Genomic DNA, 11,309 nt, shown 5'->3' on the forward strand with positions numbered 1-11,309 from the left:
GCTCGCGTTACAAAGAAATTTTATCTTTAATTTGATTAAATTTGGCTTCGCCAATTCCCGGCACTTTCTTTACTTCTTCCAGATCCTTAAAACCGCCGATACTTTGGCGGTAGTCTATAATCCGCTGGGCCAGCGCCGGCCCGATCCCTGGCAGTTTGTCCAGTTCGGTAGCGCTGGCCGTGTTGACGTTCACCTTGCCGGCACTGCCGGCTGGGTTAGATCCGCCGGGTCCGGCCGCCAGCACTACTGTCGGCACATGAACATGCATTCCGTCTTTTAATGGCTGGGCCAGGTTTATCCGGGTACTGTCGGCCCCAGCGGCGAGCCCGCCCGCGTAATTCACGGCATCCAATACCCGTCCCCCGGCCGCCATCTTGAAAACACCGGGTTTATTCACCGCACCACTGACGTAAATGACTACCTCGTCTGTCCGTGATTGGGCCGTCACAACCGGCCCACCGGCGACCGTTTCCGTTACCGTAGTCTTTTGCCAGTAATGATAAAAACTGCCGGCAACAATCAACGCTGCCATCAGCAAGATAATGACCAGCCGTTTCTGCACCCCGTCCACTTACCCTTCCCCCTTGGCGATAATGCAGCTATATTTCTCCAAATTTATCCATATTTCCTCTTTCGTCACTTATTTTAGCACCAGCGCGCGAGCCCCCTGTTAGTTGCAGGACAAGCACTCCGGCAAGAATAAGCAGGCCGCCAAGGCCCTGCATAACCGTAATCCTTTCTCCCAGTAACAAGGCAGATAACAGCACCGTAATTACCGGTTCAAAAGTGCTGATAATAGAAGCATTGGTCGCGCCTATCCGGTACATGCCGGCAAAAAAGCCGAGAATCCCAATACAAGTTGCAAAAACGGCAATCCCAAAAATGGCAAGCCAACCTTGCAGCGAAAGCTTCCACATAAGGGTGCCGCTAAGGGTACCGCCGATCATAAAGACAACAGCCGCCGCTGTGCAAACGTAGACAGTGGATACCAGCGGATCAATCCCTTTGAGCAGCCGGTTGCCGGCAACAATATAACAGGAATAAACCAAGGCTGAACCAAGACCAAATGCGGCGCCAGTTATGTTAAGACCAGTCAAGGATACGCCGAGCACCAGTACGAGACCGGTAAAACAAATAATCAACGCCCCCACCTTTCGCCAGCTGAGCACCTCGTCCCCGACTAGATAGGACAAGATACTGACCAACGCCGGATAAGTATATAAAATTATTCCGGCAAGGCTGGCCGGCAAGTAAAGTACCGTAAGGGCAAATAGTGTTGACATAAGATCATAGCCAATGCCCCCCAGTAAGCAAAGCTGCACGGCCTGCTTGCCGGTTACCCGAAAGTCAAGGCCGCATAGCCGGATGATGGCCCAAAAAAGCAGCGAAGCGATCGCAAAGCGATAGGCCAAAACGGTGACCGTATTGGCGCCGGCCGCATATGCAATTTTAATAAAGATGGCCAGGGTGGCAAAACCGCAGGCCGAAAATATTATCATCAGAACCCCGACTGTCTGTGCATTCAAAGCCATACCTCCTGAAGCATTGCAAGCTACTTTATTCGTTATAGATGGCTAAATCTTCCTCTTAAGTAAAAAATTAAAAGTAAAAATGCCGGCTTGGTAACAACCAGGCCGGCAAATATTTTATCTTACCACAATGTTCACCAGTTTTTGCGGCACACAAATCACTTTCACAATTTGTTTGTCCGCTACCAACGCCCTTACCCGCTCCTGCGCCAGAGCAATTGTTTCCAGTTCTTTCGCGTCCAGACCGACGGGAACCTTGATTTTATCCCGCACTTTACCGTTGATTTGCAAAACGATTTCCACTTCGTCAACCCTGATGGCTTCCGGATCAAAACCGGGCCATGCCTGCTTATGAACACTGCCCTGGGCAATGGTCTGACTCCACAGTTCTTCGGTAATATGTGGGGCAAAAGGCGCGAGCAGCCGGAGAAGGGCAGAAAGGGCTTCGCGCACCAGGCCGGGATTGGGCGCCGCTGTCTGCTCCCGGAAGGCGTATAACGCGTTTACCAGTTCCATAATGGCGCTGATGGCAGTATTGAAATTGAAGCGTTCCCCAATATCCTCCGTAACTTTTTTAATCGTACTGTGCAGTACCCGCCGCAGCTCGCGTTCTGCCGGGCCAAGGGCCGCGGGGTCATAACTTTCGTCAGCAGCGGCGGCAACAGGCGCGTAGTGATGGACAATCCGCCACAACCGTCCTAGGAACCGGAAGGCCCCTTCCACGCCCTGGTCGCTCCACTCCAGGTCTCTTTCCGGCGGGGCGGCAAAGAGGATAAAGAGTCGGGCCGTATCAGCGCCGTATTTGCCGATGATTTCCTCCGGCGATACAACATTACCTTTCGACTTCGACATTTTGGCGCCGTCTTTGATAACCATGCCTTGAGTCAGCAAATTCTTAAAGGGCTCGTTCACATTAATAAGCCCGGCATCCTTAAGCACCTTGGTAAAGAAGCGCGAATACAATAAATGTAATATGGCATGCTCAATGCCGCCGATGTATTGGTCCACGGGCATCCAATAATTGGCTTTGGCCGGATTAAAGGCCTCAGTATCGCTGTGCGGGCTGGTATAGCGGTAGTAGTACCAGGAAGAGCAAATGAAAGTATCCATGGTATCTGTCTCCCGGCGGGCTTTACCGCCGCACCGCGGACAAGTACAGTTGACGAATTCTTCCACCTGGGCCAGTGGGGAAACGGCGCCGGTTGCAAAGCTGACATTCTCCGGCAGCATTACCGGCAAATCCTCTTCGGGAACAGGCACCACGCCGCATTCGGGGCAATAAATAATCGGGATAGGCGCGCCCCAATAACGCTGACGGGATACTAACCAGTCGCGCAGCCGGTAATTGATACGCCGCTTGCCCAGACCTTTCTCCTCCAACCAGTCGGCGATGGCTGCTTTGCCCGCCTCGTTGTCCAGGCCGGTGAACTGCCCGGAATTAACCATCACCCCTGGACCGTCATAAGCGCCGGTCATGCTTGCCAGATCCAATTCAGCACCCTTAGGCTGGATAACGATGCGTTTGGGCAGATTATATTTGGTCGCAAACTGCCAGTCCCGTTCATCGTGGGCCGGGACACCCATAACGGCTCCCGTACCGTAATCCACAAGAACATAGTTGGCAATCCAAATGGGCACCTTTTCGCCATTGAACGGATTGACGGCATAAGCGCCGGTAAATATTCCCTCTTTTTCCGTTTCGGCGGAAGTCCGGTTAATTTCGCTCATATTGCGGATGCGCTCGATAAAGGCACGCACTTCGCGTTCATGCGGCTTGCCGGCGATCAGCTTGTCCACCAGCGGGTGCTCGGGGGCCAAGACCACATACGTCACCCCGAAGGCGGTATCATGACGCGTAGTGTAAACCGTGATCTTCTCACCCGCTTCAGGAACGTCGAAGCTGAATTCAACCCCTTCGCTGCGGCCAATCCAGTTTTCCTGCATAACTTTTACCCGCTCCGGCCAGCCCTTGAGCTCTTTGAGGTCTTCGAGCAGCCGGTCAGCATAGTCGGTAATCTTAAAGAACCATTGTTCAAGCTCTTTTTTGACGACTACGGAATCGCACCGCCAGCAACGTCCGTCTACCACCTGTTCATTGGCCAGTACCGTGTTGCAGTCATTGCACCAGTTAACCGCTGCCTTCTTTTTATAAGCTAAACCGCGATGGTAAAAAAGCAGAAACAGCCATTGCGTCCAGCGATAGTAATCGGGATGGCAGGTCGCCACTTCCCGGTCCCAGTCGTAAGAGAGGCCGAGTTCCTGTTGCTGCCGCCGCATATTAGCAATATTGTCCCATGTCCATTTCGCGGGATGAATGCCGTGTTTGATAGCGGCGTTTTCCGCCGGCATGCCAAAAGCGTCCCAACCCATGGGATGCAGGACATTATAGCCTTGCATCATTTTAAAACGGGCAATCACGTCGCCAATGGAATAGTTGCGTACATGGCCCATATGCAAGTTGCCGGAAGGATATGGAAACATCTCGAGCACATAATACTCCGGCTTTTGCCGGTTCATTTCACAGGCAAAAGCTTTTTCCTCTGCCCAAACCTTTTGCCATTTTGCTTCAATTTCACGGGGGTTGTAGCGTTCGTTCATGCTGACCTCCTGTCTGAATTTGTATATTAAAAAACGCCCCACGGCTGATGCAGCCAGGGACGAAACTAGTTCGCGGTACCACCCTGTTTGGCAGCTATCGCTGCCCGCTCTAGAACCGTTAACGCCGGTCAGCCGTCAGTCGCTAATTCCCTTCACGACCGCTCCTCGGCAGTGAGTTCAGCACACCGATAGGTTGGCTCGCATCATCCGCCAACTTTCTGGACTATCTTTATGTGCTTACTACCCTGCGTCTTTGGATTATCGTCTACCATTATATAGCAGCGTAAAACAAAAGTCAACAAAACCACTGGTTTTCAGGGAGTTCTAAGGCGGAAATTCATTCATAAAATGATTGCAGGGGAGGTGGATTATGTATAAGTTAATTATTGGCACCGTCCGGGTTACCGTCGCCGATGATAATATCAGCCGCAGCGACGCCATCACCGCGGCCAAAAAGGCCATTGCCGCCGCCAGTCAACAGGGCAAGCTGCTTAGCCATGTCGAAATTGACTTGGGAAACAGTGGGCTTGAAATCAAGACGACGGAAAAAACCGGAACCAGAATAACCCGTAAGACACTAAAGCAAAGCATGCTGGACGGCATGCACGCGGCAATTCGCGAAAAACTCTATCCTACCGGCGCCTTTGCGCAGAAAGACGTATGGTATGACGGCGATACAGGGCAGGAATGGCACGGTACAGAAGTGGAAACGGCTCGCAGCGAACTCCTCGCCAAATTCGCCGAATGGTCAAAAACGATATGATATTATGTAGAAGCCCGCAATTAGCGGGCTTTATTTCTGGTTCCGCCCGGTTTTGACCAAGGCCGTAAATGCATCCACCACAACCGGATCAAACTGCCGGCCCTTTTCCCGGATAATATTATCGATGGCCGTATTTACATCGGCTTTTCCCCGGTAGGTCCGTCCCACCGTCATGGCGTCAAAAGCGTCAACCACTGACAGAATACGGGAGCCCAGCGGAATTTCCTCGCCACACAGACCGTCCGGATAGCCCTGGCCATCATAACGCTCGTGGTGATGACGAATAATGGGCGCCGCTGCCTGAAAAGCGGCGATACCCTCCACAATATCGGCGCCGACAATCGGATGGCGGCGGATGATCGCATAATCATCCCCGGTAAGTGGTTCCATTTTGCTAAGAATATTGGCGGGAATAACGATCTTGCCGATATCGTGGAGAATCGCTGCCGTGGCCAGCACTTCCATATCCTCCGGCGTTAAATTAAGAGCCGCCCCCAACTCCTGCGCCAGATTGCAGACTGTTTGCGAATGTCCCTGGCCATAGGGGTCCTTCATTTCAAACATATTCACTAAGATTGTAAGCATCTGGCGATAGTCTTGCTCCCGGTTGGCAGCCATCAGGCTTTGCGGCGTCAAATTAAGAACAATTTCGGCGGCATAGTGACACTGTTTGCCCAAAACAACAGGAATGGCGTAGCGCCGGACAAACTTGCTGTCGCCTTTGGCATCATCAAGCCGCTCTTCCCTTACCTGCGTTTCGCCCATAGCCAAAGCTTTCTCAACAAGGCATTCCGTAAATGGACACAACAAGTCCGAATTGTGACACTTCACCGCATCACCGCCGTCAGGCAAACATAGTTGCGTAAAGCTGTCGTTCACCAATTCGGGTTGTCCCTGTTTGGTGATTAGAGCAGCAAACGGCAACCGCGTCCACAGCTCCCGGTAAACTGCGATTTTTTTCTGTGCCTGCCCCAATTCGCTCTGCGTATGCACGACATAGAGCGTAATAATCAGCAAAGCGCCGGTGCTTAAGAGATAACTGGTAGAACTAATGGCATCGCCCGCGGTAACGGCCACGACAACATGGAAAACGTTGGCCACTGCGAAGATAACGACAAAAAATAGCAAGGGACGATGCAGCCGCATTAACATTAGGGCACCCCCTAATAATATATTTACTACATTTTATGTAACTTATATGGGTGCGGCGCATGTCCCGAATTAGAGCAGGCGGTGAAAAAATGGTAAAAAACGGCGCCTTAAGCCCCTCCCGCAGAAACTTTCTCTAGCCCCGGTAGTTGGGCCCGGGTAACTTGTTTGCATATTTACACCAAATCTTTTATAATGTAACTAACCCACCCCCCCTGGGGAGAAGGAAGAGGTGTCCGCCTATGGTGAATGCATCCGTCCGCACTGAGGTGTTGAACCGGCTGCGCAACGTCAAAGGCCATATCGCCGGCATTGAGCGCATGGTCGAGGAAGAGCAGTCGTGCAGCAATATTTTGATTCAGCTTTCCGCAATCCGTTCTTCCATCGAAAAAATTGGCATCTTTATTCTCGAAAACAATGCTGTCGAGTGTTTGCTCAACAGCCCAGACGCCACTCCGGAAGACCGGCAGAAAATTGACCAGATTGTCAGACAAATAATTACCTTCTTAAAGTAGTAAAAACCACCCGTCCGGGGGTGGTTTCTATTTGGGTTAAAGCAAATTCCAGATAAAACCAAAACCTTTTTGCAGCCAATCAAAATAGATAAAACAGCCGACAATAATTAAGATTATGCCTGCTGCGCGTTGAATGGCCGGAAGCCATTGGTACAGATGACGAACTTTATGTAAATAGCTGTTGAATAGCAGCGCGAGGGCGATAAATGGCAGGCAAAAACCAACGGCGTATATAAAAAGGAGGAACGCGCCCTGAGCTATCGTGGCGGAAGCGCCTGCATAAATCAGAATAGAAGCGAGAATAGGGCCAGTGCAGGGCGTCCAGCCGGCTGTAAAGGCGATACCTAAAATAAACGCGCCCAGCGGCCCCTCAAAAGCGCCGCTAAGCAGCGGCCGGTACTCGCGGTGCAAGGCCGGCAGACGGATAAGTCCAGCCAAATGAATTCCCATCAGAATCATAAACACGGCACCCACCTTGCGGACTACATCCTGGTACGTGAAAAAAACTTGCCCAAAATAGGACGCCGTTGCCCCCATGGCGACAAAAATAATAATAAATCCGCTGAAAAAGCACGCCGCGTTCATTAAAAACCGCCATTTGCTAATGCGGCCGGTCTGTGTGCCCGTGCCGGCCAAGACAGCCGTATAGGTAGGCAAAAGGGGCAGCACGCAGGGTGACAAAAAAGATACGACGCCTGCGGCAAAAGCCGTAAGCAAAGTAAGGTTATCTTCGCCCAAACCTTTCCCCCCTTACAATAATTCTTTTATGACTCCTTCCAATTCGGCCATTGTAACACCGCCCGCCTTACGGTAGCGGATAACGCCATGGGCATCGACGACAATTGTCGTGGGGATGGCGTTTATGCGATACATTCTCGCTACCGCGCCCTCTTTATCGGTGATTACCGGTAAACTGTATTGGTTCTTGGCGAGAAACTCCGCCACTTGTACAGGCGGTTCTTGAACATTTACCGCATAAAAGTCCACTGTTTGCCGGTATTTCTGATAAAACCGGTCCAGTTCGGGCATCTCGGCCCGACACGGCGGACACCAGGTTGCCCAAAAATTAATTACGGTAACTTTACCGGGTTTACCGAGGGCAATACTTTTGCCCTCCAAATCAGGAAGAGTGAATGGCGTTAGCTTTTTTCCCACCGTAACCCCTGTTTCGGCAACAGCGTCTTGTTTTGGACTATTTATCGTCGCCAAATGCCACAGTCCGGCCGCCGCCAGAATAACGACCAGGGCAATTATCAGAAAACGCTTGTGCATATCCTACCTCCAAAAGCTACATCATCTACGGGAATACTATTCCCGGTACGGTCAATTAATTCCTTTTGGCAATTTTATTCCCGCAGGAGGTTTCAAAATGCATCAATACCTCTTTTTCATCGGCGATTTCCCAATCCGCGCCTACGGTCTTATCCTCAGTCTCAGTATTCTGCTCGCCACCGCAACGGCTTATTTTTTGGCCAAACAGGACGGCCGCTGGCACCATCACATCCCGGACATGGGTATTTACTGCGGCCTAGCCGGTCTTGTGGGGGCCCGGTTGTGGGATGTTTTCTTCTTTGATTGGGACTATTATAAATACCACCTTGGGGAAATCCCCTTTGTTTGGCAGGGCGGGATGGCCATTCAAGGCGGTGTTATCCTGGGCGCCATTGTGGGGTATATTTACACCAAAAGACATAATATCGACACCTGGGCATTTGCCGACATTGTGGCCGCGCCGGCTGTTATCATGGGGCAGGCCATTGGCCGGATGGCTAACCTGCTCAACGGCGATGCCTTTGGCCGCCCTACCGGCGGCAACTTTGGCATTGTCTACCCCCCGACGACCTTGGCTTATCAGGTTTATGGCGACCAGCCGTTATGGCCGGCCGAAGTGTGGGAGGGCCAAATTGACGTCATTATTTTTGTCCTCCTGCTCCTTTTCCGTACCACCAATCATGCCAAAGGCCAGGTGTTTATTCTCTATGCCGTTCTCTACTCCACTGCCCGCTTTTTCCTTGAGTTTCTCCGCGGTGACTACGGCACGCTGCTCTTTGGCCTGAAATCGGCCCAGTTGACCAGCCTGGCCGTTATCACCATCGGCATCGCCTTATTTATCTGGTGCGGTCTATACGGCGAACGCATCAATGAACCCAAAAAGAACGGAAAACAAAAATGATATTCGTCAGATAAGAAAAAGCGGTTGGCGCCACCAGCCGCTTTTTTCTTGATCTCACATTATCAACCATAAATTGCCTGGAAACATTTTTGCTCCGGCATTAATACATTATCTGGATGCTTACATCCGTTGCCTTTGAGACCTTATTCCAGCGGCAGTGACCGGTGCGCGAGACCGACGGCGACTTCATTCAGATTAAGTACACCGACCCCTGCGTAAATGGCCACGCAAAGATGTTCACCATGACGGGCAATGCCGATTTTCCCGCCTACATTAAGCCCGATGGCTTTGCCGCTAATTTGCTCAAGCGCCGCCCGGGCCGCCCCCGCGACGGCTCCTTCGCCGACATGGTTAGCAGCAACAACGCCCTGGCGTTGAGCGGCCACCACCGCCCGCTCAATAATTTTTTTCACCGACGAAATAAATTCGCCGCCAAAATCAACCGCGACGGCTTGAATGCCGCGGCGTGACAGAGCCAGTCTCACCTCCTGCTCGTCCTGCCGCGTCTCGCTGAGGGCCATGCGCAGGGCGGCGCGGCCAACGTCAATGCTGGTAAGACCATTATCCATGAATGTCATTCACCCTTATCTCGGCGCCCACGACTGGTTCTCCGCCACCATGGGCAATTTTTTGCTTATCGATAACCGCTACAGTGAGGAAGGTCATAACGCAGACCAACCACTCCAAATAAATGGGGTGGGCAAAAATCCGAATCCCGGGTATAATTTGCCACGCCAGCAGAGCGGCCATTCCCGCCAGCGTAGTGTAAAAGGCTGAACTGCGCCGGCATAGCCCGGGCATAAATATCGTGCATAAAAATACCAGGGTAAAAGCCGTCGTTAAACTTAGCCCAATTAACAGCGTCTTGAGGATGCCAACGGCGTTAAAGGCCATCCACAGTGTAACGCCGCCAATCCCCAAAATAGTCAGGCGGTTAATCAAAAGGTATGTCCTGTCGTCGACGGAAGGGTTGATAAAGCGCTTATATATATCCTGCGCAAATAAAGTGCCGGCGCCAAGCAAAAGCGTACACGCCGTCGACACGTCGGCGGCCCACAATGCGGCTAATGTCACACCGGCGATAACAGGGCCAAGGCTCATGATAATCTTCGGCAAAGCCATTGTCGCCTGCACGGTAGGATAGGCAACTTTGGCCGCCAGGCCCATCAGGGCGCACATAAAGCCAATCGGAAAAATCAGTAAAGCTCCCCATAAAAACCCTCGCCGGGCGGCCGCCGCCGATTCTGCGCCACAGGCAATCTGCACCGGCCCCTGCGCCGTAATCGTTTGCGTAATCATAACGACAAACCAGCCGGCAATGGTCGCCAGTCCCAGACCGCCAACCGGTCCGAACCAATCCGTCCCAGCCGGCAGTTTGGCCGCAATGACGGCCAGCCCGCCTTGCTGCGTAATCGTCATGGCTGTTCCAACCAGCACGCCCAAATAAATTAAAGCAACACTGACAATATTGGACAGCCCGGACGACCAGAGACCACCAATTAAGGTGATGCCGATAAATACCACGGCACTTGTTATCATCCCGCTCTTAAAGGTAAATACTTCGGGAAGCAGCGAGGAAAGAATGGCTCCCCCCGCCAGATACTGTAGCGATGTAATTACAACTTGAATGGTAATCAGGCCAATGACACTGATAATTCTACCTTTTTCATCGTAATACCGTTCGAATAATTCAGGTACCGTCGTACAATTAAGGTCGCGGTATTTGCTGGCAGCCACCAGCCCCATAACCGCCGCACCGGCTGCCCAGGCGGCATTGTACCACCCGGCGGCAATACCAACCTGAAATGCATTTTCCGCCACACCGATGGTCGAAGCCGCGCCTACGGCCAGGCCGGCAATATTTACCGCCACTAAGGCTGTATTCAATTTCCGGCTGGCAAACAGAAAATCGGTGCTGCCTGAGGAAGCCTTCTTTTTGGCATACACGCTAATGGCAAACAATAGAACAATATAGGCAATGACAATAAACAACTGGATAGACATGCTAACCATCCTACCTTTCTACCTAAACTGGTACTGCAGCCAGGTCCCCCCTACCAAGCGGCTATTTCACCCCTCTTCCCGGTAGCGGAAAAAGAAAAACACTCCGGCCAGGAGTGCAAAAAGCTGCTCTTTCTCCTACCATCCTACCATCCTGCCGGTCTTGGAAACCATTTCTGCAATACTACTTCATTAGCGTACCAGATGCTGCCTGGTATGTCAATGCGCCCGCGCCAGGCATGATAGTGTCAAGACATTGTAGGATTTTTTAGAAGACATACCATCACGGATGAGTTAACATAATATTAAGCATAGGCAAGCGAAAGCTCCCGCAAGACCTTATATAAGAAGTTTTTCGGCCCCTTTAATACAGGAATATTGTCATGTGTTTCACAGGTTGCTTTTGTTTTCTTTTGCCGTTCAACTTCTACAGTTTCTGCCGGGCTTGTTGTCATTATCTCAATTTTGTAATTTGTACGTTGTTGTCTTAGATATTCCTCGGCTACTGACTGACCATTTGCCTGACATACGCGTATGTATGCCATATGCTTGGCGCCTTCTCGGCTCCACCCCATCGGCCG

The 11,309-nt window shown here is 51.6% G+C and carries 11 protein-coding genes, 1 pseudogene and 1 other annotated feature; of the genes and pseudogenes, 3 read left to right on the forward strand and 9 right to left on the reverse strand.

The genetic code is table 11. From position 1 onward, the window contains the following. Positions 1 to 7: 7 nt before the first annotated feature. The 3 genes from BLQ99_RS12765 to leuS form a co-directional block, all read right to left on the reverse strand. On the reverse strand, positions 8 to 571 hold the full coding sequence (locus BLQ99_RS12765) for a ComEA family DNA-binding protein (RefSeq protein WP_093691583.1): 564 nt from the start codon (positions 569 to 571) through the stop codon (positions 8 to 10). Between the two features lie 28 nt (positions 572 to 599). Continuing rightward, positions 600 to 1,526 carry a DMT family transporter gene (locus BLQ99_RS12770; protein WP_425440878.1) on the reverse strand — a complete coding sequence of 309 codons (927 nt, stop codon included), beginning with the start codon at positions 1,524 to 1,526 and terminating at the stop codon, positions 600 to 602. Positions 1,527 to 1,646: 120 nt separating this feature from the next. Continuing rightward, the gene (gene leuS / locus BLQ99_RS12775; protein WP_093691587.1) at positions 1,647 to 4,127 is read right to left on the reverse strand and encodes a leucine--tRNA ligase; all 2,481 of its coding nucleotides are present in this window, start codon (positions 4,125 to 4,127) and stop codon (positions 1,647 to 1,649) included. Positions 4,128 to 4,179: 52 nt separating this feature from the next. Then, positions 4,180 to 4,390: a binding site (T-box leader), on the reverse strand. Positions 4,391 to 4,497: 107 nt separating this feature from the next. On the opposite strand from leuS, the gene BLQ99_RS12780 reads away from it, so the two are divergent. Beyond that, entirely contained in the window at positions 4,498 to 4,890 is a 393-nt protein-coding gene (locus tag BLQ99_RS12780) for a hypothetical protein (protein WP_093691589.1), read from the forward strand. A gap of 30 nt (positions 4,891 to 4,920) precedes the next feature. Here the strand turns inward: BLQ99_RS12780 and BLQ99_RS12785 are convergent, their stop codons facing one another. Next, complete coding sequence (locus BLQ99_RS12785) at positions 4,921 to 6,042, reverse strand: HD-GYP domain-containing protein (RefSeq protein ID WP_093691591.1); 1,122 nt, start codon at positions 6,040 to 6,042, stop codon at positions 4,921 to 4,923. Positions 6,043 to 6,281: 239 nt separating this feature from the next. On the opposite strand from BLQ99_RS12785, the gene BLQ99_RS12790 reads away from it, so the two are divergent. Next, complete coding sequence (locus tag BLQ99_RS12790; protein WP_093691593.1) at positions 6,282 to 6,554, forward strand: metal-sensitive transcriptional regulator; 273 nt, start codon at positions 6,282 to 6,284, stop codon at positions 6,552 to 6,554. A gap of 36 nt (positions 6,555 to 6,590) precedes the next feature. Here BLQ99_RS12790 and BLQ99_RS12795 read toward each other — a convergent pair whose 3' ends face one another. After that, complete coding sequence (locus tag BLQ99_RS12795; RefSeq protein WP_093691595.1) at positions 6,591 to 7,292, reverse strand: cytochrome c biogenesis CcdA family protein; 702 nt, start codon at positions 7,290 to 7,292, stop codon at positions 6,591 to 6,593. Between the two features lie 12 nt (positions 7,293 to 7,304). Next, a complete protein-coding gene (locus BLQ99_RS12800; protein WP_093691597.1) occupies positions 7,305 to 7,826 on the reverse strand; it encodes a TlpA family protein disulfide reductase in 522 nt (173 codons plus the stop codon). Positions 7,827 to 7,923: 97 nt separating this feature from the next. Between BLQ99_RS12800 and lgt the strand changes: the two genes are divergently transcribed. After that, positions 7,924 to 8,727, forward strand: coding sequence for a prolipoprotein diacylglyceryl transferase (gene lgt, locus BLQ99_RS12805; protein ID WP_093691599.1), 804 nt, complete (start codon positions 7,924 to 7,926; stop codon positions 8,725 to 8,727). A gap of 143 nt (positions 8,728 to 8,870) precedes the next feature. Here the strand turns inward: lgt and BLQ99_RS12810 are convergent, their stop codons facing one another. The 3 genes and pseudogenes from BLQ99_RS12810 to BLQ99_RS12820 form a co-directional block, all read right to left on the reverse strand. Continuing rightward, positions 8,871 to 9,296, reverse strand: a complete 426-nt coding sequence (locus BLQ99_RS12810) for a HutP family protein (RefSeq protein ID WP_007289447.1) — start codon at positions 9,294 to 9,296, stop codon at positions 8,871 to 8,873. Next, the gene (locus BLQ99_RS12815; RefSeq protein WP_093691601.1) at positions 9,289 to 10,731 is read right to left on the reverse strand and encodes a sodium:solute symporter family protein; all 1,443 of its coding nucleotides are present in this window, start codon (positions 10,729 to 10,731) and stop codon (positions 9,289 to 9,291) included. Before BLQ99_RS12815 ends, BLQ99_RS12810 begins: the two co-directional genes overlap by 8 nt. A gap of 302 nt (positions 10,732 to 11,033) precedes the next feature. Next, positions 11,034 to 11,309 (reverse strand): annotated as a pseudogene (locus BLQ99_RS12820) (ISLre2 family transposase); the annotation flags it as partial.

This window comes from Sporolituus thermophilus DSM 23256 (assembly GCF_900102435.1).
GTDB classification, from domain to species: Bacteria; Bacillota; Negativicutes; order Sporomusales; family Thermosinaceae; genus Thermosinus; species Thermosinus thermophilus.

Excerpts from the sequence above, each read along its gene's own strand:
- leuS (WP_093691587.1), bottom strand. The coding sequence starts at position 4,127 with ATGAACGAACGCTACAACCCCCGTGAAATTGAAGCAAAATGGCAAAAG.
- BLQ99_RS12780 (WP_093691589.1), top strand. The coding sequence starts at position 4,498 with ATGTATAAGTTAATTATTGGCACCGTCCGGGTTACCGTCGCCGATGAT.
- BLQ99_RS12785 (WP_093691591.1), bottom strand. The coding sequence starts at position 6,042 with ATGTTAATGCGGCTGCATCGTCCCTTGCTATTTTTTGTCGTTATCTTC.
- BLQ99_RS12790 (WP_093691593.1), top strand. The coding sequence starts at position 6,282 with ATGGTGAATGCATCCGTCCGCACTGAGGTGTTGAACCGGCTGCGCAAC.
- BLQ99_RS12800 (WP_093691597.1), bottom strand. The coding sequence starts at position 7,826 with ATGCACAAGCGTTTTCTGATAATTGCCCTGGTCGTTATTCTGGCGGCG.
- lgt (WP_093691599.1), top strand. The coding sequence starts at position 7,924 with ATGCATCAATACCTCTTTTTCATCGGCGATTTCCCAATCCGCGCCTAC.
- BLQ99_RS12810 (WP_007289447.1), bottom strand. The coding sequence starts at position 9,296 with ATGGATAATGGTCTTACCAGCATTGACGTTGGCCGCGCCGCCCTGCGC.
- BLQ99_RS12815 (WP_093691601.1), bottom strand. The coding sequence starts at position 10,731 with ATGTCTATCCAGTTGTTTATTGTCATTGCCTATATTGTTCTATTGTTT.